Annotated in this window: 23 protein-coding genes; 13 read left to right on the top strand and 10 right to left on the bottom strand. The window is 69.5% G+C overall.

All coding sequences use genetic code 11. From position 1 onward, the window contains the following. Window positions 1-182: pirin-like C-terminal cupin domain-containing protein (locus tag ACFY9I_RS41345; RefSeq protein WP_391012378.1), on the top strand; the 182-nt coding region annotated here is incomplete at its 5' end. A gap of 72 nt (window positions 183-254) precedes the next feature. Here the strand turns inward: ACFY9I_RS41345 and ACFY9I_RS41350 are convergent. The 3 genes from ACFY9I_RS41350 to ACFY9I_RS41360 all read right to left on the bottom strand — a co-directional run bounded on the left by ACFY9I_RS41350 (window position 255) and on the right by ACFY9I_RS41360 (window position 2,685). Continuing rightward, window positions 255-494, bottom strand: coding sequence for a hypothetical protein (locus ACFY9I_RS41350; protein ID WP_391012381.1), 240 nt, complete (start codon window positions 492-494; stop codon window positions 255-257). Window positions 495-795: 301 nt separating this feature from the next. After that, window positions 796-2,016 carry a helix-turn-helix domain-containing protein gene (locus ACFY9I_RS41355; RefSeq protein WP_391012383.1) on the bottom strand — a complete coding sequence of 407 codons (1,221 nt, stop codon included), beginning with the start codon at window positions 2,014-2,016 and terminating at the stop codon, window positions 796-798. Between the two features lie 225 nt (window positions 2,017-2,241). Next, entirely contained in the window at window positions 2,242-2,685 is a 444-nt protein-coding gene (locus tag ACFY9I_RS41360) for a nuclear transport factor 2 family protein (protein ID WP_391012386.1), read from the bottom strand. A gap of 704 nt (window positions 2,686-3,389) precedes the next feature. Between ACFY9I_RS41360 and ACFY9I_RS41365 the strand changes: the two genes are divergently transcribed. Both ACFY9I_RS41365 and ACFY9I_RS41370 read left to right on the top strand, forming a co-directional pair. Next, entirely contained in the window at window positions 3,390-4,322 is a 933-nt protein-coding gene (locus ACFY9I_RS41365; protein ID WP_391012389.1) for an alpha/beta fold hydrolase, read from the top strand. Window positions 4,323-4,339: 17 nt separating this feature from the next. Further along, complete coding sequence (locus tag ACFY9I_RS41370; RefSeq protein WP_391012392.1) at window positions 4,340-5,722, top strand: amidohydrolase family protein; 1,383 nt, start codon at window positions 4,340-4,342, stop codon at window positions 5,720-5,722. Window positions 5,723-5,825: 103 nt separating this feature from the next. On the opposite strand, the gene ACFY9I_RS41375 is transcribed toward ACFY9I_RS41370, so the two are convergent. Next, window positions 5,826-6,452: a helix-turn-helix domain-containing protein gene (locus tag ACFY9I_RS41375; protein ID WP_391012395.1), complete on the bottom strand. Its 627-nt coding sequence runs from the start codon at window positions 6,450-6,452 to the stop codon at window positions 5,826-5,828. Between the two features lie 107 nt (window positions 6,453-6,559). Here ACFY9I_RS41375 and ACFY9I_RS41380 point away from each other — a divergent pair, with 107 nt between their 5' ends. Further along, entirely contained in the window at window positions 6,560-7,345 is a 786-nt protein-coding gene (locus tag ACFY9I_RS41380) for an IclR family transcriptional regulator C-terminal domain-containing protein (protein ID WP_391012398.1), read from the top strand. A 63-nt stretch (window positions 7,346-7,408) separates the two neighbouring features. Here the strand turns inward: ACFY9I_RS41380 and dmpG are convergent, their stop codons facing one another. The 5 genes from dmpG to ACFY9I_RS41405 are packed head-to-tail and all read right to left on the bottom strand — an operon-like array spanning window position 7,409 to window position 12,120. Then, a complete protein-coding gene (dmpG, locus tag ACFY9I_RS41385) occupies window positions 7,409-8,431 on the bottom strand; it encodes a 4-hydroxy-2-oxovalerate aldolase (protein WP_391012400.1) in 1,023 nt (340 codons plus the stop codon). Then, the gene (locus tag ACFY9I_RS41390; RefSeq protein WP_391012435.1) at window positions 8,428-9,372 is read right to left on the bottom strand and encodes an acetaldehyde dehydrogenase (acetylating); all 945 of its coding nucleotides are present in this window, start codon (window positions 9,370-9,372) and stop codon (window positions 8,428-8,430) included. The genes dmpG and ACFY9I_RS41390 overlap by 4 nt, the downstream gene beginning before the upstream one ends. Before the next feature lie 5 nt (window positions 9,373-9,377). After that, window positions 9,378-10,181, bottom strand: coding sequence for a fumarylacetoacetate hydrolase family protein (locus ACFY9I_RS41395; protein WP_391012403.1), 804 nt, complete (start codon window positions 10,179-10,181; stop codon window positions 9,378-9,380). Next, entirely contained in the window at window positions 10,178-11,125 is a 948-nt protein-coding gene (locus ACFY9I_RS41400; RefSeq protein WP_391012406.1) for a 3-carboxyethylcatechol 2,3-dioxygenase, read from the bottom strand. Before ACFY9I_RS41400 ends, ACFY9I_RS41395 begins: the two co-directional genes overlap by 4 nt. Then, on the bottom strand, window positions 11,122-12,120 hold the full coding sequence (locus ACFY9I_RS41405) for a zinc-binding dehydrogenase (RefSeq protein ID WP_391012408.1): 999 nt from the start codon (window positions 12,118-12,120) through the stop codon (window positions 11,122-11,124). Before ACFY9I_RS41405 ends, ACFY9I_RS41400 begins: the two co-directional genes overlap by 4 nt. Window positions 12,121-12,221: 101 nt before the next feature. Here ACFY9I_RS41405 and ACFY9I_RS41410 point away from each other — a divergent pair, with 101 nt between their 5' ends. The 8 genes from ACFY9I_RS41410 to ACFY9I_RS41445 are packed head-to-tail and all read left to right on the top strand — an operon-like array spanning window position 12,222 to window position 19,550. Next, complete coding sequence (locus ACFY9I_RS41410; protein WP_391012411.1) at window positions 12,222-13,574, top strand: SRPBCC family protein; 1,353 nt, start codon at window positions 12,222-12,224, stop codon at window positions 13,572-13,574. After that, window positions 13,571-13,912 carry a Rieske 2Fe-2S domain-containing protein gene (locus tag ACFY9I_RS41415; RefSeq protein WP_391012414.1) on the top strand — a complete coding sequence of 114 codons (342 nt, stop codon included), beginning with the start codon at window positions 13,571-13,573 and terminating at the stop codon, window positions 13,910-13,912. Before ACFY9I_RS41410 ends, ACFY9I_RS41415 begins: the two co-directional genes overlap by 4 nt. Then, the gene (locus ACFY9I_RS41420; protein WP_391012417.1) at window positions 13,909-15,105 is read left to right on the top strand and encodes an FAD-dependent oxidoreductase; all 1,197 of its coding nucleotides are present in this window, start codon (window positions 13,909-13,911) and stop codon (window positions 15,103-15,105) included. Before ACFY9I_RS41415 ends, ACFY9I_RS41420 begins: the two co-directional genes overlap by 4 nt. Window positions 15,106-15,164: 59 nt before the next feature. Next, a complete protein-coding gene (locus tag ACFY9I_RS41425; protein ID WP_391012420.1) occupies window positions 15,165-15,740 on the top strand; it encodes a 3-phenylpropionate/cinnamic acid dioxygenase subunit beta in 576 nt (191 codons plus the stop codon). A gap of 12 nt (window positions 15,741-15,752) precedes the next feature. Then, window positions 15,753-16,610, top strand: coding sequence for an alpha/beta fold hydrolase (locus ACFY9I_RS41430; RefSeq protein WP_391012422.1), 858 nt, complete (start codon window positions 15,753-15,755; stop codon window positions 16,608-16,610). Beyond that, window positions 16,607-17,443 (top strand): 3-(cis-5,6-dihydroxycyclohexa-1,3-dien-1-yl)propanoate dehydrogenase, encoded by an 837-nt coding sequence (gene hcaB / locus ACFY9I_RS41435; protein WP_391012425.1) that lies wholly within the window; start codon window positions 16,607-16,609, stop codon window positions 17,441-17,443. Before ACFY9I_RS41430 ends, hcaB begins: the two co-directional genes overlap by 4 nt. Before the next feature lie 48 nt (window positions 17,444-17,491). Continuing rightward, window positions 17,492-19,090: an AMP-binding protein gene (locus tag ACFY9I_RS41440; RefSeq protein WP_391012427.1), complete on the top strand. Its 1,599-nt coding sequence runs from the start codon at window positions 17,492-17,494 to the stop codon at window positions 19,088-19,090. A 1-nt stretch (window position 19,091) separates the two neighbouring features. Continuing rightward, complete coding sequence (locus tag ACFY9I_RS41445) at window positions 19,092-19,550, top strand: hypothetical protein (protein WP_391012430.1); 459 nt, start codon at window positions 19,092-19,094, stop codon at window positions 19,548-19,550. Between the two features lie 711 nt (window positions 19,551-20,261). Here ACFY9I_RS41445 and ACFY9I_RS41450 read toward each other — a convergent pair. Next, window positions 20,262-21,800 carry a carboxylesterase family protein gene (locus tag ACFY9I_RS41450; protein ID WP_391012433.1) on the bottom strand — a complete coding sequence of 513 codons (1,539 nt, stop codon included), beginning with the start codon at window positions 21,798-21,800 and terminating at the stop codon, window positions 20,262-20,264. A gap of 98 nt (window positions 21,801-21,898) precedes the next feature. On the opposite strand from ACFY9I_RS41450, the gene ACFY9I_RS41455 reads away from it, so the two are divergent. Next, a partial coding sequence (locus ACFY9I_RS41455; protein WP_391012438.1) for an HTH domain-containing protein occupies window positions 21,899-22,050 on the top strand: 152 nt, incomplete at its 3' end.

Genomic DNA, 22,050 nt, shown 5'->3' on the forward strand with positions numbered 1-22,050 from the left:
TCGACCCCGAACAGCCCGCCCGAGTCATGGTCTACAGCGGCATTCCCCTGCGCGAACCCGTCGCCGTCGGCGGCCCGTTCGTGATGAACACCAAGCTGGAGATCACCAAGGCGTTCACCGACTTCCACGCCGGCGCCTTCGGCCCGGTGCCCCGCCAGGCCCGCCTCGCCTACGACCGATGACCGGACATGTGCGATAGCGGGGGCGCAGCTCCGCCACTTCGCGTGCGCCCCCGCTGCACGGCCGGCCGGCGGTCACCGGCTTGCGGCCTTGCCTGCCGTGTACGTCACCCCCGCTGGTCTGCGGGTCTGGCGGTTGCAGCCGGAAGCGGGCGGCGAGCTCCCGGTCGAAGGCGGGTCGTCGAGCAGGCTCGGCACGGCGTCCTCAGGCGGCCGGTTCAGGTCGCGGTCGTGCAGCGCGAAGACGTCACCCACCATCGTCTCCGGCTTGAGCGCGAGGAAGACGTTGCGGCCGAAGAGCAGTGTGTCGCCCACGGAGACGATGTCGCTCGGCACGCAGTTGCGCGCGGCACGCAGTTGTGCGCGGCACGCAGCCGCTCGGTGCTCGTCAGCTCCAGCGGGGTGGAGCCGATCTCCTCGGTTCGGCGGGTAGCCGTCGTCAGGCGGCCGACCGGTGTGCTCACCTGCGACCGAGCGGTGCTCCGGCATCGTTGCCGCAGCACGCTTCTCGACAATGCTGCTGTGCGCGCCAATACACCTCTGTCGTCCAGCGAACGGTCGATCCGGTTCTTCCTGACAGTACGGCGGCGGGCGGAGACCGAGGCGGCGGTCCGTTTCAGTCGAGCCGCACGTTCAGCCAGTGCATCGCGTCCAGCGCCAGACCCACGTTGGTGCCGTGCCGCTCGAGTGTCGTCGGGAGGAGCTGTTCGGCGCGGCGGACACGCTGCAGAACGGTGTTTCGATGCGTGTACAGCAGACGAGCCGTCTGTGACGCGTTGTAGCGCTCCCGGATGAACACCCTCAGCGTCTGTCGCAGTTCGGCCGGGCCCGCGGCCAGGGGGCCGAGCGTCGTGTGGACGAATTCCCGAAGCCGGGCGCTTTCCGCGGCCAGAAGGAGCACGGCGGCGACATCGTCGTAGAAGACGATCCGCTGCTCGCCGTGGTCGCGGACCAGACGCTGTGCTTCCAGTGCCCTGTGGTGGCTGCGTCTGAAGCCGTCCACCCCCTCGTCCCGCGGCCCGACGACGAGCCTCACGTCGGGGTGCTGTGCCGTGGCGGTTTCGAGGTCGTCCGGCGTCATGAGCGCCCGCGGCGTCACCCACAGCCAGAGCGACGACGTGCTGGCGTGGACGAGAAGCTGATGAGCCGACTTGGTGAGTCGGCCGACGATGCTCGCGGCCTGCACGAGACGTGCGCGGTCCGCGAGTCGCGGCGGTGCGGAGACGATGACGCCCAGGTGGGAGGCCGACAGCGGGTATCGGAGGGCCTCCTCCAGGTGGTCCGTCGGCACGGAGGAGCCTCCGAGCACGAGATTGACCAGTTCGAGCCGTCGAACCTGTGCGTCACCCGACAGGGCCGTGCGTTCCCTCTCGAGGAGGTCCAACAGCGCGGCGGAGGTGTCCTCGACCCAACGGGCGAGTGAACTGGAGACGTGGTCGAGAGCCGGCAGCAGGACCTCGGGATCGTCGTGCAGTGAGAAGGCCAGCCGCATCCAGAGGGACCACATCGCCTGCTCACCGGCGCGATATGCCGTGCGGAGGGTCTTCTCCGTACCCCAGCGGAACCCTTCTCTCGCGACGCCGACGACCTGACTGCTCAAGGTGGGTGCGACCCGCAGCCGGGGGTGCTCGTACATCGACCGCGTCCAGTGGAGCGCGTTCTCCCGGGTCGCCTCGCCGAGCGCCTCGACAATGGACGGATCGGCAGCGAACGGGCCGCCCGCGGCGTCGACGACCGCCGCGTGCACCGGCATGAGAATGCCCGGATCGGCGAGTATCGCTCTTGAGACGCCGCGAATGAGCTCCTCGGAGTCACCTCCGAGCGTGGTGGCAGTCACCGGGCCTACTGTACTGGCGTGTGGGCACCGCCCTGTTCGCTGCCGATCCTGTGTGCAGACCACCATTGGGCTCGCGGGAGGTTGCCGGTCATAACGGTCGGCGTGTGGCGGCTTTACGCCTGCCGCTAGGGGAAGGAACCCCGCACATACCCGTGCCGTCGACTCAGTGGCTCACTCAACGATTCCCGCCACGACCGGCTACCCCGCTAAAAGCGATGACCTGCTTTAGACGTGGACTCTCATGGGGTCCCCTTGAGCGAAGACAACCTCGAGACGGGCCTGCGTCAATCGCCAGCCGTCCTCCGTTCGTCGGGCGGTGACGTGAAACTTGCCACCACCATCCTCGTGCTTCATCAGCTCCGCCGCATTCGGGAGGTGATACGCGACGACGTAGGCCACGCCCCTTGCCTCGTCTCCATCTAGGTCGACGTAAATATGCCCAATGTGGTGATACGTCACCTCATAGGCCGGCCCGATATTAGTTCCAGGGGTGTCGACAATCGCTTGCCGACCGCGCCGAATCTGCCCGCCGATCTCAAACACAGCATCGTCGGTGTACAGCGAATGCAATGCGTCGTAATTCGCTTCGTCGAGCGCTCGGTAATGCTCCTGAACAAGTTTTCGGACTTCCGACTCGTCAATCAGGCGCTGTAAAGCCGCTTCGTTCACCGATTGCCTCCCGTGTCACAAGGTGCCATCGCTCTTTGCCATGACCATACGTCCTGTTCAGGCTTGGCGGTACTGTTTCCATTGTCACCAAGAGCGATCTTTACACCGTCGGGTCACCTGTGGACCCACCAATTCCCGCTGCTCTGTTCTTAAGCGCATTTGACGACGTTGCGCGCGTGCGCGGCCCAGCCGTGTGGAGAACTCGATTCCCTTGCGGGAGATGAGGTGCTGAATACCGAGCTCGCGCAGCCATCGGCGCAGGTAGCCATTGCCGTACCCCCCGTCCGCGTAGAGCTTGGCGGGCCGTCTCCTGCACGGGCGGTCGCCCCCGACCGGGCGGAAACCAGCGGCGACTGCCGCCAAGTGCACCCTGCTGTGCCGCGAAGACGAGCGTGGCTGACGCCTTGCGATGCCCGTACCGACGCCGACCGTCCGTCCGGTGCCATGCGCTTGCCACCGGACGCCATTCAAAACCGGCGGACGGGGCTGCGGAGCGTGGCTACTTCGCCGCCCTGCGAAATCTGAGCCGGCCAGCGGCCAGGAGTCCGGATCACAAGTGCACAGTGCACTGCTCGCCCCCTGGTCAGTGTGCGTTGCAACATTGAGTACCGACGCCTCCGCCATGAGGATGTGCCGTGACCCTCCTGGGTGGCTGGCGACCGTTGGGCGCAGGCTTGCCCGATCAACGGCGATAGGAGTTCGTGGTGGCTGACGCGGCGGTGTCCCGGCGGGATGTGCGGTTCAGGTCGGGCGACGGTGAGTGTGGTGGGTGGCTCTTCCTGCCCGCCGGCGCGGCGAACGACTCGCCCCTGCCGATCGTACTATTGGGTCACGGCCTGGCCGGACTCAAGAATCAGCGGCTCGACTCGTTCGCGCAGCGGTTCGCCGAGCGGGGGTACGCGGCCCTTGCCTTCGACTACCGCCACTTCGGCTCGAGTACCGGTGAGCCGCGGCAACTCGCCGATGTCGGACAGCAGTTGGAGGACTGGCGCAGCGCTGTGGCGTATGCCCGGACTCTTGAGGGTATCGACCCGCGGCGGGTGATCCTGTGGGGGACGTCGTTCGCCGGTGGGCATGTGATCACGACGGCCGCAGGCGATCCCGGCATCGCAGCGGCGATAGCCCAGTGCCCGTTCTCCGACGGGCTGGCCGCCGCGAGGGCGATGCCGAAGAAGACGATCATGCGGCTCATGCGTGAGGCGCTCAAGGACCGGAAGGCGGCGAACCGGAATGAGCCGCCGGTGCGCGTTCCCATCGTGGGGCTTCCCGGTGACCTGGCGGTGATGACCTCGCCGGACTCGGTGAGTGGATTGCGGGCGATTTTCGACGCGTCGGGCGAGCCGTTCGAGATCCCCGAGATTCCCGCCCGTTTCATGTTCCAGGTGCCGGTCTATCGGCCCGGCCGTGAGGCGTCCGAGGTGAAGGCGCCTCTGCTCGTCTGTGTGTGCGAGCGGGACAAGGTGACGCCGGCGCGCCAGACGGAGCAACTCGCCTCCCGTGCGGCGCGAGGGGAAGTCAAGCGTTACGACGCCAGCCACTTCGACATCTATGTGGGCGATTGGTTCGAGCGTGTCGTGGCCGATCAGATCGAGTTCCTCGAGCGGCACGTGCCGGTCGAGGCGACCGTCGTACGCTGAGCGAGCAGGAGCCAGACATGGCACCTTCAAGCACCCGTGTCGGTGAGGTGCTCGCCGGGCGCGCTGATGACCCGCAGCGTTCGGCGATCCTGCGCCATGCCGAAGTCGTGACGATGGATCCGGACCGGCCGCGGTCGGAACGGTCGGACGTGTTCATCCGGGGAAGCCGGATCGAGGCCGTCGGAGCGGATCTCGGCCACCTCGCTGACGAGAACACCGTCGTCGTGGATCTCACCGAGCACATCGTCCTCCCCGGATTCATCGACTGCCACGTTCACGCGTGGGAAGGGGTCTTTCGGGGTGCCGTGCCGGATGCGAGCTTCCCCGATTACATGGCTTTCGCGCACATGGCGTGCGCCCCGCTGATGACTCCGGACGAGATGCGCGTCGGGCAGCAACTCACCGGCGTCCAGGCCATCAACGCCGGCGTGACAACGATCGTCGACAACAGTCACAACACGAAGTCCGTGGAGCACGCGCTCGCCGCCATGGACGGTCTCCGGTCGACGGGCATTCGGGCGGTCTTCGCCGCCGGGGCACCGGCCGTCGACACGGATCCGGAGAAGTTCCTGCGCACCTTCGCGGAACTGCGATCGGCATACCCGGACGACGACGAACTGCTGACCCTCCGCTTGTTCAGCCCGATGCCCTCGCGTGGAGTCTTCGAGTTCGCGCGAGCGACCGGTGTGGGCATCTCAGCCGAGCTGGTCCTCGGAGTTCCCGTCCTCCAACTCGGGTTGCCTCCGGCCGTAGGCGACTTCTTCGGTGAGGGCCTGATAGGAGCCGACGATACGTTCAACCACTGCATCGGCGTGAGCGCGCGGCAGTGGTCGGAGTTGCGAGACGTGGGCGCGGGCGTGAACGTCACTCCGCGATCCGACCCTCACTTCGGCATCGGCCCCGCGTTCCCGGCCGTGCTCCAGGCGCAGGAGAGCGGCGCTGTCTTCGGCATCAGCTCGGACAACGAGGTCTGCTACGGACTGGACTTCTTCACCGAGATGCGGACGCTGCTGACACTCCAGCGCAGTGCCGCGTTCGCCCGACTGAACTCCTCCTCGGGCGAGCAGGCGATCAGCCCGTTCGGCACACTCGACACGCTCCGGGCCGCCACGTCCGGGGGCGCGCCGAGCGCCGGCATGCCCGGTCGGCTCGGAATGCTCAAGGCGGGCCTGCCTGCCGACCTCATCGCCGTCAGCACCGAGCGGTTGCACCTGCGCCCTCGTGGCGACGCCGTCGGCACCGTCGTCAACTTCTGCACGACCAGCGACGTCGACGTCGTCTTCGTCAACGGCACACTCCGGAAATGGGGCGAGGGGATCATCGGCATCGACGTCGCCCGGACGATCGCGGAGGCAGAGCGGTGCCGGGAGCGTGTTCTCGGCGCAGTGAACTCTGCTTGACCGACCGCTGGGCGTGGGTACACCGGGCACGCGCCGGGCTTGCTCGCGCTCGGTCTCGAGGTGCGCCTCGGTGGCGAGTGACCGTGAGAGCGGCGCTTCGGCCTCATGCCGATGGCGGGACCACCCCGCCCTTCATGACGGTCGGGCCGAACTGGCGGACCTGAGGGAGGGTGGTGACCACGTGGGCCACGACGCGTTCGCTGAGGCAGATATGGCGATGGGGTACGTCACCGGGGAAGCGGACGAAGTCGCCGGCCGCCAGGTCCACCGCCTCGTTGAGCGGACCTGTGCGGAGCTTTCCGGTGATCACGTAGAGGTGATGCAGGGTGCCGGCGCTGTGCGCGGGGATCGGCTCGGGGTCCCGGTCGCCCCGTTCCAGACGCAGGACGAGGGTGCGTACGTAGCCGGAGCCGTAGGTCTCGTCCAGGAGGCGCTCGGTCCGGTTCTCCGTTTCGGACCACTCGCCCTCGCTCTGCCGCTGGACGTAGACCGGGGTGCCCCACTCCGTCAGCAGGCGGCGCGCGGGCACGTCCAGCGCGGCCCCCAGCAGCGACAGGGTCTCCACGGTGGGATTGCCCACGCCCTGCTCGATCTTGGAGAGCGTCTGTTTCGACAGACCCGACCGGCGGGCCAGCTCGCCCAGGGACATCGCCCGCTCCAACCGGAAGCGGCGCACGTTGCGGGCCACGAGCTCGTTCTCCCGGGCAAGGGTGTCACTTTTAATGTGCATGTCGTCATTATTGACGAACGGGCAACGGGCTCGCATCCTTGTCACGTAAAGCATGGCAGGTGGTGCATTAAAAGTGACACCACTCCTCGAAGCCGAGGTGAACAACCATGACCGCAACCCTCGCCAGTTCCTCGCGTGACGACCGAGCCGCCGTCGACAAGGCCATCAGCCTCCTCGTCGCCCTCGGGGACAGGTCCAGCGGGGAATCCGGCGTCAGCGCACTCGCGCGACGGGCGCAGATGAGCAAGTCGACCGCGTACCGCGTCCTCGGCATGCTGGAGCGCAACGGTGTGGTGGAGCGCGTCGGGACCGACTACCGGCTCGGTGAGCGCCTGCACCATCTGGGAAAGGCCGTCTACGCGCCCGGCTCCGAGAGCATCCGCGACGTGCTGCTGCCCTACCTGGCCGACCTGTACGAGGCAAGCCGGGAGACGGTGCACCTGGCGGTCCTGGACGGCCCGCACGTGGTGTATCTCGCCAAGCTCTACGGTCACCGGCCCGCGCCCGTGCCGTCCCGCATCGGTGGCCGGCTGCCGGCCTACGCGACGGCGGTCGGCAAGGTCCTGCTCGCCTACGACTACGAGGCCGCGGAGCGGGTGCTGTCGCAGCCTCTGCGTTCCTACAGCGCGAGCACGATCACCGATCCCAACAAGTTGTCCGCCGAGCTGGACGACATTCGCCGTACCGGTGTCGCCTTCGACAACGAGGAGTACCAGCTCGGACTGGCCTGCGTGGCGGTGCCGGTGCTGAACCGCGCCGGGCGAGCGGTCGCGGCCCTTTCGGTCGCCGGTCGGCTCGGCCAGATCGACACGCGACGGCTGAGCGTCCACGCCCGACGGGTCGCCGCCGCCGCCTCGCAGGCAGCGGCGAAGGGGCTGGCCCGTACCGCATGACCCGTACCGCAGGAGGGGTGCCACCGCACGCGGTGGCACCCCTCCGTCGCGACCAGCTGCCGGTCAGGACGCCGCCGGAGCGGCCCGCAGCAGATCCAGCGCGATGTCGACGATCATGTCCTCCTGCCCGCCGACCAGCCCGCGCCTGCCCACTTCCAGCAGGATGCCGCGTACGTCGACGCCGTACTGCCGGGAGGCTGCCTCGGCGTGCCGGAGGAAGCTGGAGTAGACGCCGGCGAAACCCAGGGTGAGCGTCTCGCGGTCGACCTGGACCGGACGGTCCTGCAGCGGTCGTACGAGATCGTCCGCCGCGTCCTGCAGGGCGAACAGGTCGCAGCCGTGCTTCCACTCGTTGAGGGTGGCGACGGCGACGAACGGTTCGATGGGGCAGTTGCCCGCCCCCGCGCCGTGTCCGGCGAGGGACGCGTCCACCCTGGTGACCCCCTCCTCGACGGCGACGACCGAGTTGGCCACTGCCAGGGAGAGGTTCTGGTGGGCGTGGATGCCGATCTGGGTCTGAGGCCGCAGCGCGTCGCGGTAGGCGCGGACGCGTTCACGGACCCCGTCCATGGTGAGACGGCCTCCGGAGTCGGTGACGTACACGCAGTGGGCGCCGTAGGACTCCATCAACCGTGCCTGCTCGGCCAGTTCCGGGGCCGGGGCCATGTGGCTGAGCATGAGAAAGCCGGAGACGTCCATGCCGAGTTCGCGGGCCGTGGCGATGTGCTGGGCGGAGACATCGGCCTCGGTGCAGTGGGTGGCGATGCGGACCGAGCGGACACCGAGCGCGTAGGCCTGCTTCAGTTCGGCGATGGTGCCGATGCCGGGGAGCAGGAGCGTGGTGAGCGTGGCCCGTTCGAGGACCGAGGCGGCTGCTTCGATCCATTCCCAGTCCGTGTGGCTGCCGGCGCCGTAGTTGAGGGAGCCGCCGGCCAGGCCGTCGCCGTGGGCGACCTCGATGGCGTCCACGCCGGCCGCGTCCAGGGCGGCGACGATGCGCTGGACGTCGGCGGGGGCGATGCGGTGCCGTACGGCGTGCATGCCGTCCCGCAGGGTGACGTCCTGGATGTAGAGGCTGGTGGTCATGCGGATGCCCCCTGTCGTGAGTGCCGGGCGATGCGCTCGGCGGTGCGCAGGGCGGCCGAGGTCATGATGTCGAGGTTGCCCGCGTAGGCGGGGAGGTAGTGGGCGGCGCCCTCGACCTCCAGGAAGACCGAAACCTTGGTCGTCACCCGCGGCGCTTCGGCGGGCAGGAGGGTGTGGACCGGTTCGTCGGCCGGTACGGGCGTGAACTGGAGGTCCTGCTTGAGCCGGTAGCCGGGGACGTACTGGGCGACCTCGTCCACCATGGCGGTCACGGAGGCGCGGATGGCGTCGTGATCGGCGTCGCCGATGAGGCAGAACACCGTGTCCCGCATGATCAACGGGGGCTCGGCGGGATTGAGGACGATGATCGCCTTGCCGCGCGTGGCACCGCCGACGGTCTCGATCGCCGCGGAGGTGGTCTCGGTGAACTCGTCGATGTTGGCGCGGGTACCGGGCCCGGCCGACTTCGACGCGATGGAGGCGACGATCTCCGCGTACGGGACGGGGGTCGTACGTGCGACGGCGTGGACGATCGGGATGGTGGCCTGCCCTCCGCAGGTGACCATGTTGACGTCGGCGGCGTCCAGGTTGTCGTCGAGGTTGACCGCCGGGACGACGAAGGGGCCGACAGCCGCGGGGGTGAGGTCGACGAGTCGCTTACCGAAGGGGGCGAGCCGGTCCGCGTTGGCGATGTGGGCCTTGGCCGAGGTGGCGTCGAAGACGATGTCGATCTCGTCGAAGCCGTCCATGCGGATCAGGCCGTCGACGCCTTCATGGGTGGTGGGCACCTTCAGACGGCGAGCCCGGGCGAGTCCGTCGGAGGCCGGGTCGATGCCGACCATCGCTGCCATCTCCAGTGTCTCCGAGAGACGGAGCACCTTGATCATCAGGTCGGTGCCGATGTTGCCGGAACCGATCACGGCCACTTTCGTCTTCTTCAAGGCGGTCATGACGGCTCCTTGTCGGTGAACGCGGCGGTGACGGTGCCCAGGGTGGAGATCTCCGCGAGGACGGTGACGCCTGGGGAGACGCTGACCATGGGGCCGAGCGCGCCGGAGAGGACGACCTGGCCGGCCCGCAACGGGTCGCCGTAGGCGCGCGCCGTACGGGCCAGCCACAGCAGGGCGTTCAGGGGATCGCCGAGACACGCGGTGCCGGTGCCCTCGGAGACGAGGACATCGTCCACGTACATCCGCATGGTCGCCTCACGGGGCTCGAACGCCTTGAGCGGGAGACGGGACTCGCCTAGGACGTACAGGCCGCTGGAGGCGTTGTCGGCGACCGTGTCCGTGATGGTGATGTCCCAGTCGGCGACGCGGCTGTCCACGATCTCCAGGGCGGGCACCGCGTAGGCGACCGCGGCGCGGACGGCGGCCAGGTCGAGATCGTCCCCGTCCAGGTCGGTGGCGAGGAGGAAGGCGATCTCCGCCTCGACTTTCGGCTGGAGCAGCCGTGTGGTCGGCACTTCGGCGAGGCCGGAGACGTCCATGTCGGAGAACAGGACGCCGAAGTCCGGCTGGTCGACGCCGAGTTGCTTCTGCACGGCCGGCGAGGTCAGGCCGATCTTCCGGCCGGTGCGGACGGCCCCGTCGGCCAGTCGGCGGGCGGTGAGACGGCGTTGGACCTCGTAGGCGGTGTCGACGTCGACGGTGCCCAGCAGATCGCGGACCGGGGCGCAGGGTTCCCGCTCGACCGCTGCGGTCGTCAGCCTGTCCGTCGCGAGGGTGATGGCTCGTTCGCGTTCGGTCATCGGTTCGGTTCCTGTTCTGCGGTGGCCACGGCGAAGCCCGCGATCCATTCGGGGATGGGTGCGTAGAAGCGGGAAGTCGTGCGGTACGAGCCGGTCGCCGCAAGGGACGCGAAGGCCGCGATCCAGGTGCGGACCTCGTGGGCCGAGCCACCGCCCTCGGCACCCATCCACTCCACGGTCCAGGCGTCCACGTCGGCGAGCCGGCCGCTTTCCAGGGTGTCCAGGACGAGGTTGTCCCAGGCGGGGTTGATGGGCACCATGCGGGTCGAGCCTGCGGCGTAGTCGCGGCCTGCCTGGATCACCCGCTCCTCGCCCCGGGCCCGTTGCTCGGGTGTGGGCGGGTGCCCCTCGATGAGGGCGTCGGCGACCCGGGGCGGGGCGCCGTCGAGCACGGGGACGGGCGGGTCGTGGGAGAGCCCGCCGGAGCCGAGGAACAGCACACGGCGGTCCAGTACGGCGGCCGCTTCGCCGATCGCGGTCCCCAGTGCCCGGATGCGGCTGACCGGGCCGAGCGGGGTGGCCACACCGTTCACGAACACCGGTACGACCGGCACCTTGTCGATGCCGCCGAAGAGCACTTCCAGCGGCTGGACGAAGCCGTGGTCGACCGTCATCCGGGCAGAGACGGTCAGGTCGACTCCGCGGTCGAGAACCCCGCGGGCCAGGGCGCGGGCGGCGTCGGTGTCGACGGAGAGGGCGCCGGCGGCGGAGCCGAAGTCGCCGACGGCGTTCGCCTCGGTGGCCAGGCAGAACGGAGGCATCTCCTTGTAGAAGAAGCCGTTGTAATGGTCCGGTGCATACAGGACGACCAGGTCGGGGTCGAAGGCGCGGACGAAGGAGCGGGCCGCCTCGACGGCGTCCTCGACGGCCGACAGGACGTCCGGGGCCGGGTCGTTCTTGCCGATGAGGGGAGAGTGGGACAGGCCGACGGCGGCGGCGGTCATCGCGAGGCTCCTTGCTCGTGCGGGGCGGGGGGATGGATGACGAGCTTGCCGGTGAGCCGCCCGTCGATCATGAGCTGGAAGCCCTTGTGGATCTCGTCCAGCGGCAGCGTGCGGTCGATGACCGGGCGCAGGCCGGTGGCGTCCATGAGCTTCAGCAGCGAGACCAGTTCGCTGCGGGTGCAGCCGGTCGAGCCGAGGAGGCGCTGCTGGAGATAGAAGATCCGGCCGAGGTCGGCGGGCGGGTTCTTCCCGCTGGTGGCTCCGGCGACGACGATCGTGCCGCCGGGACGCAGCGACTTCGTGGAGTGCGACCAGGTGGCCTCACCGACCGTCTCGATCACGACGTCCACGCGCTCGGGCAGCCGTTCGCCGGTGGGTACGGCCTTGCGCGCGCCCCAGGATTCGGCCTGCCGCCGCTTGTCCTCGCTGCGACTGGTGGCGTACACGACGGCGCCCGCGGCCACGGCCAGCTTGATCGCGGCCGACGCGACGCCGCCCCCGGCCCCCTGGACGAGGACCCGGTCGCCCGCGCGGATTCCCGCCCGGGTGAAGAGCATGCGGTACGCGGTGCCCCAGGCGACCGGCAGACAGGCCGCCTCGTCGAAGGTCAGCCAGGACGGCTTGGGGATCAGGTTGCGGGTGGGGACGGCGAGGTATTCGGCGAACGCCCCGTGGTGCTGCTCCGACAGCAGAGCACGCCCGGGGTCCAGCGTCTCGTCGCCGAGGCCGGCGTCCGGGTCGGCGATCACCGGGTGAACGAGCACCTCGTTGCCGTTCTCGTCATAGCCGGCCGCGTCGCAGCCGAGGACGATGGGCAGCCGCTCGGGTGGGTGCCCGACGCCGCGCAGAGTCCACAGGTCGTGCATGTTGAGCGACGAGGAGACCACACGGACGGTCGACCAGCCGGGGCGGGGCTCAGGCTTGAGGATGTCCCCGAGGACGAGCCCCGACAGCGGATCGGTCGCGCTCTGGGAGATGGCGATGGCAGCAAGCATGCGTTCACGCTCCCCCGCGCCCACCGCCTGCCGACAGCGCGTGTGCCGCCGTACGGAACGACGGATGGCACCCGGCCGCGGCGCTGCTGTTGCCTGGGCACATGACCTCGACGATCGAACCTCAGGGCGCGGCCACGGCGGCCCCGCGCGGGGCGCTGCGGCGTCCGGCGGACCTGGCGCGGAACATCGACGTATCCGGGCTCGTCGACGCTGAGGGCGGGCTGCTGGATCGCGTCATCTTCACCGACGAGGAGCTGTACCGCCAGGAGTTGCGTCGCGTCTTCGCGCCGAGCTGGCTGTTCCTCGCGCACACCGACCAGTTCCACAAGCCCGGCGACTTCTTCACGACGTACATGGGCGAGGACCCGGTCATCGTGACGCTGGACCGTGACCGGCGTATCCGCGCCTACCTCAATTCCTGCCGGCACCGGGGTGCCCGCGTCTGCCGCGCCGACTTCGGCACCACCCGCAACTTCACCTGCACCTACCACGGCTGGTCGTACAACCTGGACGGTTCGCTGGTCAGCGTGCCCAACAAGGACGGCTACCCGGAGTCCTTCGAGACGGGGCAGTGGGGCCTCGTCGAGGTGCCGCACGTGCAGACGTACCACGGGCTGGTCTTCGGCACCTGGGATCCGGACCCCGTCCCGCTGCGGGAGTCGCTCGGCGACATGGCCTGGTACATGGACGCGATGCTCGACCACGACGACCAGGGCACGGTCGTCGTCGGCGGCGTCCACAAGTGGGTCCTGGAAGGCAACTGGAAGCTGGCCGCCGAGCAGTTCGCCACCGACTGGTACCACGTCAACATGAGTCACGCCTCGGCGCTCATGGTCCTCTCGCCGTCCGGCAAGAAGCCCAAGGACGAGGTCGTGCACCGCACCGGCCGCCAGTACGTTGACCCGAACGGGCACGGCGCCGGCTTCCCGGTCCATCCCAAGAACCGCTTCGACGCCCAGACCGTGCACGAGTGGACGGACTACGACGCGCTGCGGGAGCGGCTCGGTGAGGCCCGCGTCGAGGGACCGCTGACCACCGGACACGCCACCGTCTTCCCCAACTTCTCCTACCTGCCGGTCAACGGATCCATCCGGGTCTGGCACCCCAAGGGCCCCGACCGCATGGAGGTGTGGGCCTGGACCATCGTCGACAAGTCCATGCCCGAAGAGGTCCGCGAGGCCCAACGCCTGTACAACCTGCGGACGTTCGGACCCAGCGGGATCTTCGAGCAGGACGACGGTGAGAACTGGAGCGAGGTGCAGGCCATCTCGCACGGGTTCATCACAGGCGGCGTCGCTCTCAACTACCAGATGGGCATGGGCAGCGAACGCGAGGACGGCCGCCACCCCGGCAGGACCAGCGAGCTCTACAGCGACGCCGCCGGCCGGGCCTTCTACGCACGCTGGCGCGAACTGATGAACACGCCCGCCTGGCACGAGGAGCACCACGCATGAGCAACGGCAGCGGTATTCGAGTAGCGGCCCTGGCCGACATCCCCCAGGGCGAGGGCATCGCCATCGACAAGGCGGTCACCGGCACCGCCGACGACATCGCCCTGCTGCGCGACACCGACGACAGTGTCTACGCGCTCGACGACACCTGTACCCACGAGACCGCCTCACTGGCCGATGGCTGGGTGGAGGGCGGATTCGTCGAATGCCCGCTGCACTCCAGCAAGTTCTGTCTGAAGAACGGCGAGGTCCAGGGCCTGCCCGCGACGAGGAACGCCTGCCCGCACCGCGTCGAGGTCCGTGACGGCGAGGTCTACCTCTTCCCGGGAGAGTCGCCGTGACCGAGCGTGTCGTCATCGTGGGCGGCGGCATCGCCGGCGTGAGTACTGCCGCCTCGCTGCGAGCCGGCGGCTTCGACGGTGATGTCACCCTCGTCGATTCGGGGGACTTCCCCTACGACCGTCCTCCGCTGTCGAAGGACTTCCTGACCGGCACGAAGGACGTCAAGGAGATCGCCCTCCAGCCTCCCCGGTGGTACGACGACCAGCGGGTACGGCTGATCAACCGGACGACGGTGACCGCGCTGAGGCCGGGGGACGGCGCCGTCGAGCTCGGCGACGGACACCTGCTGCGCACCGACCGTGTCGTGCTCGCGACGGGCGGTGCCGCCGCCCGTCTCCCGATTCCGGGGATCGGTGGCGAGCGCGTGCATGTCCTGCGCACGGCGGACGACGCCGACAGGTTGCGCCCGGCTCTCGCTCCCGGTGCCAGAGTGCTGGTCGTCGGCGCCGGGCTGATCGGCGCCGAGGTCGCCTCCACCGCCGTACGTCTCGGTTGCGAGGTCGTCCTCGTCGACCCGGTCGCCGTGCCGCTGGCCGCCGCGCTCGGCCCGGAGCTGGCCGCCTGGCTGCACGCACTGCACACCCGCCACCGGATCACAGCCGTACAGGCCGCCGTGGAGTCCTTCGTCGACCGGCCCGAGGGCGTCGAGGTCGGGCTCGGCGGAGTCACGCGGCTCTACGACGCGGTGGTGCTCGGCGTCGGCATGGTGCCATGCACCGAGCTGGCGCGGGCGGCCGGGCTGGAGGTGGACCGCGGCATCCTCGTCGACGAGCGTCACGTCACCTCGAATCCGGCGGTGCTCGCCGTCGGCGACCCTGCCCGGATGCGCCAAGTGCCCCGCACCGAACACTGGGAAGCAGCACAGCACGACGGTGCCAGGGCAGCGGCGACCCTCCTCGGCGCCCCGGAACCGGCGCCTGCCGCGCCCTGGTTCTGGACGGACCGGCACGGACTCCACATCGAGGCCGTCGGGCACATGGAGGCAGCCGCGCAGACCGTCCTCAGAGGCTCCTACGACGACCCGTCCTTCTCCGTCTTCGGTCTGAGGGACGGGCTGGTCGTCGCTGCCGCCTCGGTCGACGACCCGGCCGCCGTCAGAGCCGCTCGCCGGCTGATCGACCGCCGTGTCCGCGTCGCCGCCGACCGGCTGGCCGACCCGGCCGAGAACCTGCGCGGCCTGCTGCGCGGCTGATGTGCCGCCTGACGGCACAGGCCGTTTCACCCGGGGCCGAGAAAGGATCGAATGACACCGTGAGCACAGGCACCGAACAGATCCGGTCACGCGCGGGGACACGCGCCGACCGTGACACCCACTTCGAGGTCGAGCAGTTCTACTACGAGGAGGCCGCCCTCCTCGACGACGGCCGCTACGCCGACTGGCTCGACCTGCTCGCCGACGACCTCGACTACTGGATGCCCACCCGCAGCAACCGGCTGCGCCGCCAGCAGGCGCTGTCCGTGGCCGCGCGGGGCGAGGCGGCCTTCTACGACGAGAGCAAGGAGAGCCTCGCCTGGCGCATCCGCCGGTTCGACTCCGGGATGGCCTGGGCCGAGGACCCTCCCTCCCGGACCCGGCATCTGGTCACCAACGTGATGGTCAGCCACATCGACCCCGCCGAGCACGACGGATTCACCGAGGACGACCTGTGGGTGCGCTCGGCCTTCCTCGTCTACCGCAACCGGCTGGAGCGCGAGGAGAACGTCTTCGCCGGCGGCCGCACGGACCTCCTGCGACGCGTCGAGGACGGCGGACTCCGGGTGGCCCGCCGGACCATCCTCCTGGACCAGAACATCCTCCAGGCGAAGAACCTCTCGACCTTTTTCTGATGGGACACCGCTGTGACCGACCTCGAACTCAAACACCACCGAGTAGCCACGTCCCTCGGTGAGATCGCCGTCACCGAGACCGGCGAGGGACCCGTGCTGGTGATGCTGCACGGCGGCGGCCCCGGCGCCTCCGGCGTCAGCAACTACCGTCAGAACCTCCCCGCCCTGGCCCGGCACTTCCGCGTCGTCCTGCCCGACCAGCCCGGGTTCGGCGCCAGTTACCGTCCCGGTGAGGCGGACCTGGAGACGCGGTCCATCACCGAGATCACCACGGACGCGCTGTACCAAGCCCTCGACTCGCTCGGCATCGACACCTTCCACCTGCTGGGCAACAGCCTCGGCGGCGCCGCAGCCCTCGCCATGGCCCAGCAGCGCCCGGAGCGTGTCACCCGGCTCGTGCTGATGGCCCCTGGCGGTGGATGGCTCCCCTTCGGCCCGACTCCCACGGAGGGGCAGAAGGAGATGTTCCGCTACTACAACGGCGGCGGACCGAGCGAGAAGAAGATGGCGGCGTTCATCCGCACCATGGTCTTCGACCACAGGCAGTTCGGTGAGGACGTCGTCCGCGCCCGTTACGAGGCCTCGCTCGACGAAAGCCACATCGCCTTCTACCACCACTACAACGCGGCCTTCGGCAAGCGGGGTGGCATGGACCCCCTGTGGCGGGACCTGCACAAGATCAAGGCGCCCACGCTGCTGCTGTGGGGCCGTGACGACCGGACCATCACCCTCGAAGGTGCCCAGCTCATGCTCAAGCAGATCCGTGACGTGCAACTGCACGTGTTCGGGCGGTGCGGCCACTGGGTCCAGCTGGAGCGGCAGCGCGAGTTCGACGCGCTGGTCACCGGCTTCCTCGGGGAGCGGTCATGACGGGCGGCTGGCTGGAGGGTGACGCGGCCCTGATCACCGGGGGCGGATCGGGCATCGGCCGTGCCGTCGCCGAGCGCTTCCTCGCCGAGGGCGCGTCGGTCACGATCCTTGGCCGCGACAAGAAACGGCTGGACGAGGTCGTACGCGATGCCGCCGACCCGTCGCGCATCCACGCCGTCGTGGCCGATGTGCGCGACTCCGGGAGTCTGCACGTCGCCGTCGCCGAGGCCGTCGACCGCTTCGGAAAGCTCGACACCCTCGTGGCGAACGCGGGAGTGTGGGACTACCAGCGACAGCTCACCCGGCTCAGCGGCCAGGAACTGAACACGGCGTTCGACGAGATCTTCGCCGTCAACGTCAAGGGCTATGTCCTCGCGGCGGAGGCCGCGTGGCGCGAGCTGGTCAAGACGCGCGGCAGCATCGTCATGACCCTGTCCAACGCCTCCTTCTACGTCAACGGCGGTGGACCCCTCTACACGGCGAGCAAGCACGCCTGCCTGGGCCTGATGCGCGAACTCGCCTACGAGCTGGCCCCCAAGGTCCGCGTCAACGGCGTGGCCTGCGGCGGCATGAACACCGACTTGCGGGGGCCGCAGGGACTGGGGCTGTCCGACCGGTCGATCTCGGCGTCCTTCGCCAAGCAGGGCCCGGACACCCCGCCGCCGCCCATCCCGCTGCACGACTCCAGCACCGATCCGCGTGACTTCACCGGGCCCTATGTGCTGCTCGCCTCCCGTGCCCAGAGCGGTCCGATCACCGGACACGCGATCAACGTCGACGGTGGCATAGGCGTACGCGGATTCGCCAGTGCCGCCGGCGGCGACCACCTCTGACGCCTGTTCGCCCGCGCTCGACTTCCGACGCTCAACCAGGAGCCGCTCGTGACCCCGCCATCAGCCACGACACCGCACCCACGCAACTCGGGCCTGAACGTGGACCTCAACCCGGCCGCCGCCGTCGCGCACAACGCCCGCTACCAGGGCGGCTCCATCGCCATCCGCTACCCGGGCGGCGACCTCACCTACACCCAGCTCGACGACAAGGCCGCCCGCCTGGCCACCGTCCTCGCAGACGGCGGCACCGGCGACGGAGACCGGGTCGCCCACCTCGGCCTCAACAGCAGCTCCTTTCTCGTCACGCTGCTCGCCGCGCACCGGCTGGGGGCCGTCTTCGTCCCGGTCAACTTCCGGCTCGCCGAGGCCGAGTTGGAGGCGGTGCTCGTGCGCAGCGGCGCCACCGCCCTCGTCTGCGAGGAGGGACACCGGGAAAGCGTCGACAAAGTACGCGACAGGACCGCCCTCGCGCGTTTCCTCCTCGTGGACGACGACTGCGAGGTGCCGACCGCGGGCGCATCGGGCTGGGAGCCATGGGCACCCCGCATCGCGGCCGCAGCTCCCACGGCTTCCATCGCCGTCAAGGGTGCCGACGACCCGGCGATCCTGATGTTCACCTCCGGCACCACCGGCACGCCCAAGGGTGTCGTCCTCACCCATGGAAACGTCTGGTGGAACTCCGTGAATGTCGAGCTCCGTCTCGACACACGTCGTGGCGACGTCACCTATGCCGCCGCTCCGCTGTTCCACATCGGCGCCCTGAACAGCTTCGTGCTCCGCACGCTGGTGCGTGGGGGCACGGTGGTGATCAGACGCGGGTTCGACCCGCGGACGTGTCTCGAAGACCTGGTCACCCACCGGGTCAACTCCATGTTCGGCGTCGCCCAGATGTTCGCCGCCCTGGCGAGACAACCCGGCCTGTTCGACGAGGACCTGAGCCACCTGCGGTCGATCGTGGTCGCGGGCGCGCCGGTGCCGCCCTCGCTCATCGAGCTCTACGCCCGGCAGGGCGTGCTGCTCCAGCAGGCGTGGGGTCTGACCGAGACCGCACCTTTCGCCACCCATCTGCCGGTCGAGCGCACTCTCGACAAGATCGGTTCCGCGGGCATCCCCATGCCGTTCACCGAAGTCCGGGTTGTCGACGCGGCCACCAACACGCCCCTCCGGCCCGGGGATCCGGGAGAGATCGTCGTCCGCGGCCCCAACGTCACCGCCGGCTACTGGAACACCCCGGAGGCGAACCGCGCTGCCTTCGACGAGGAGGGCTGGTTCCACTCGGGTGACATCGGCTACCTCGACGAGGACGGTTACCTGTACATCGTCGACCGGCTCAAGGACATGATCATCAGCGGGGGTGAGAACGTCTACCCGGCGGAGGTCGAGCGAGTGCTGGCCTCCATGCCGGGTGTGGTCGATGTCGCCGTCGTAGGGATTCCCGACGAACAGTGGGGCGAGACCGTACAGGCCGTCATGAGCGTGGACGACACGGCGGCGATCACCCTGGAGGCCGTACACGAGTACGCGGCCGGACAGCTCGCCCGCTACAAGCTGCCCCGACGCCTGAAGATCGTGCCGGCTGTCCCCAGGAACGCCTCCGGAAAGCTGGACAAGGCCGGTGTCCGGCGTCTGGCCGACGAGGGGAACTGAGATGCTCACCGTGCCGGCCCTGCCCGCGCTCGACGTCCCCGGCCCCTGGCAGACCACCGTTGAGTCGTGGACGCGCTTCACGGGCAGTCTGCGCATGCGCGGCCCGAGCGGCGAGGTCGTTGTCGCAGTGGAACGCTGCGCGGCCGGCCGGCTCCGCGACGCCTATCCGGTCGGTGCCCGGGACGTGGAACTGCTGATCCACACTGGCCTGCGGGCCGAGACCCTGCCGAACATCCTCCGGCCGCTGGTACGCGCCGTCCGGGCAGCGGATCCCGGCTGCCGCCGGGTGGTCTATGCCGTGACGGAGGGCGACCGGGCTGGTGTCGAGGCCGCGGAGGCGACCGGCTTCCGGTACGCCGTCGACGTCGATCTCCAGGACAAGCAGCTGAGCCTGCTGGTGGCGGAACCCGACTGGGTCACCGTCACGGACATGGATCTGGATCACGTACCGGGAACCTGACGAGCCGGGACTCGGCCGTGCCCTGTCATCCCCCCCCACTCCCCCGCCCCTGCGACGGTTCGACCAGCTGCGGCTCACCGAGCTTCTTGCACAGCTCCATCACGTGACCCGGACGGTGTTGGTGAGGGGGCGATGTTCTCGTCCCGTTCCTTCTCCGGCATCTGCTCGGCCGAAAACCACCGTACCTGCGGCAAGGAGCAGCTCAGTGAGGACGGCCGGCCTGCCTGTCTGACCGTGGGTGCGTCCGTGGCCTCGGTGGCGGGTGCGTCCGCCCTCGTGGCGAGCGCACCGGCACCGACGCCGGCAGGACCTCGTGCAACCGCTGCCACCGGCCGACCTCGTTCCAGTCCCGCCGGCCGACGCCGGCACGTCATGCCCGACCGGGACCTGAGGTGCGCCCTCATGCGGGGGACGCGAGTGTCGCGGAGGTCGTACCGGCCGGGTCGGCTCGTAGACGGGCAGGTTCGCCGTCATCTCCTTCTCGGCCGCGCGAGCGGCGGCGATGTCGGAGAACGACAGATCGTTGATCACCGGGACCGAGGGGCCAGCTCGGCATCGAAGGCGCAGGACATGGTGCTCTGTCCTCGGAAACCTCTCACTCGCGCGATCGTCGGGACGGCAGCCAGCACCCCGCGCCATAGGTGACACCCAGCGCCAGGATTCCCGCGGTGTTTCCGTGAAGGCGGCCGGTCGCATGGGATCCCCCGTGCGTCAGGTTGGCGGGGTGGGCCAGAGGACGGTGACGTCGTCGGCCGGAGGTTCGGTGATCATGCGGCCGGCGTCGGCCGGGGAGCCGCCGATGGCCCGGGAGTTGCCCTCGGCTTCCGGGTCGTACGGTGGCCAGCCCGGGGAGCCGGTGGCGGCGAAGGCGGCCCAGGCGCCGACGAGGGTGTCGCGGGCGGTGAGGTGTTCGGGTGTGTCGGCGCCGACGAGGGCCAGTTTGTCGAAGACGTGGAGCAGGTCGGCGCCATGGAAGGCGCCCATGGCCGGTCCGCACGGTTCGTCGAGGAGGAGGTAGTGGTAGGCGCGGCCTCCCGCCCCTGCCTGGGCCTGGGCCAGACGCGTGGCCGGAATCCGGTAGAGGGCGTCGGTGAGGAAGGCACCGCGCAGGGCTGACAGGTCGTCGGGGTCGGCGATGCGGCGGCAATAGGCGTCGAGGAGCTTCTCAGGCTCCGTGACACCGGCGCGCCGCATCTCCGTGTACAGGGCTGTTTCGCCCTGGGGGCGAAAGGAGTCGCCGCCGATCATCTGGAAGACGCGGACTTCGTCGCGGGTGGCGCCGACGAGCAGGGGGATGTCGGCGGCGGCGCCGTCGGCGACGGCCTGCTGCGGGGCGACGGGCAGCACGCTGCCGTCGAGTACGGCACCCCAGGACCGGCCGCCGGGCAGGTTGCGCTGTCCGATGTCGCCGGTGACGACCGTGCCCTGCGCGTCCAGGATCCGCTGGCAGGTGACGGTGAGCAGGTCCTCTGGGCCATCGAGGCGGAGTGCGGTGATCAGGTCCTCGGCCATGGTGGTGGCGGTTGCCCGGTCGAAGATCCGGGACGTGCTGCCGCTCTGCAGGATCGCCTTGTGGAAGAGGCCGACGGCCGCGGGTGCGGCCAGCAGGGCTCCGATGGAGAAGGCACCGGCGGACTGCCCCGCCACGGTGATGTTGCCGGGGTCACCGCCGAAGGAGGCGATGTTGTCCCGCACCCAGCGCAGAGCGGCCATCTTGTCCTGCAGGGCGAGATTGGTGGACCCGGCCCACTGGCTGCCGAGGTCGGCCAAGTGCAGGAAACCGAGGGCTCCCAGGCGGTAGTTGGCGGTGACGACGACCGCGCCGGTCTGCCGGGCGAGCGCGGCCCCGTCACTGTAGGGGGGTGCGGCGGAGCCGGCGTCGTATCCGCCGCCGTAGATCCACACGATGACGGGGCGGACAGCGTCCTCGGCCGTCGTCGTGGGGGTCCAGACGTTGAGATACAGGCAGTCCTCGGACGTCTCCCGGATCTCCGCCGTGGGGAAGGAGGGGAAGGAGGACTTCTGGCTCGCCCCCGGCACCAGAGAAGACGCGCCCTGCGCGGGCGCCGGTGCGAAGCGGTCGGCCGGGCGGACACCCTGCCACGGCCGGGGCGGCTGGGGCGGGCGGAACCGCAGCTCCCCCACCGGGGGTTCCGCGAAGGGGATACCGGCGAAGAGACGACCCCCGCCGGGACGTGCGCATCCGCGAACGGTTCCCGCGGCGGTATCAGCCAAAAGTGTGTCTGTCATGGGCGTGAGCTGCCTTCCCAAGGATGCGAGGTGAGGTGGGCGGAGGTGAGCATTCCACCCCTACGTGACATCGTCCGTCAGGATTTACGCTCACTTTCGTGAAAGCCGACCGCCTGCTGTCCATCCTGCTGCTCCTGCAGACGCGCGAACGGGTCTCCCACGTCGAACTCGCCGAGCACCTGGAGGTCTCCGTCCGCACCGTCTACCGCGATGTCGAAGCGCTGTCCGCCGCCGGGGTCCCGGTGTGGAC

Source organism: Streptomyces sp. NPDC012510, assembly GCF_042955065.1.
Lineage (GTDB): Bacteria > Actinomycetota > Actinomycetes > Streptomycetales > Streptomycetaceae > Streptomyces.

Coding starts and splice junctions, on each gene's coding strand:
- ACFY9I_RS41370 (WP_391012392.1), top strand. CDS start 4,340: ATGGCACCTTCAAGCACCCGTGTCGGTGAGGTGCTCGCCGGGCGCGCT.
- ACFY9I_RS41375 (WP_391012395.1), bottom strand. CDS start 6,452: ATGCACATTAAAAGTGACACCCTTGCCCGGGAGAACGAGCTCGTGGCC.
- ACFY9I_RS41380 (WP_391012398.1), top strand. CDS start 6,560: ATGACCGCAACCCTCGCCAGTTCCTCGCGTGACGACCGAGCCGCCGTC.
- dmpG (WP_391012400.1), bottom strand. CDS start 8,431: ATGACCACCAGCCTCTACATCCAGGACGTCACCCTGCGGGACGGCATG.
- ACFY9I_RS41395 (WP_391012403.1), bottom strand. CDS start 10,181: ATGACCGAACGCGAACGAGCCATCACCCTCGCGACGGACAGGCTGACG.
- ACFY9I_RS41400 (WP_391012406.1), bottom strand. CDS start 11,125: ATGACCGCCGCCGCCGTCGGCCTGTCCCACTCTCCCCTCATCGGCAAG.
- ACFY9I_RS41405 (WP_391012408.1), bottom strand. CDS start 12,120: ATGCTTGCTGCCATCGCCATCTCCCAGAGCGCGACCGATCCGCTGTCG.
- ACFY9I_RS41410 (WP_391012411.1), top strand. CDS start 12,222: ATGACCTCGACGATCGAACCTCAGGGCGCGGCCACGGCGGCCCCGCGC.
- ACFY9I_RS41415 (WP_391012414.1), top strand. CDS start 13,571: ATGAGCAACGGCAGCGGTATTCGAGTAGCGGCCCTGGCCGACATCCCC.
- hcaB (WP_391012425.1), top strand. CDS start 16,607: ATGACGGGCGGCTGGCTGGAGGGTGACGCGGCCCTGATCACCGGGGGC.
- ACFY9I_RS41445 (WP_391012430.1), top strand. CDS start 19,092: ATGCTCACCGTGCCGGCCCTGCCCGCGCTCGACGTCCCCGGCCCCTGG.
- ACFY9I_RS41450 (WP_391012433.1), bottom strand. CDS start 21,800: ATGACAGACACACTTTTGGCTGATACCGCCGCGGGAACCGTTCGCGGA.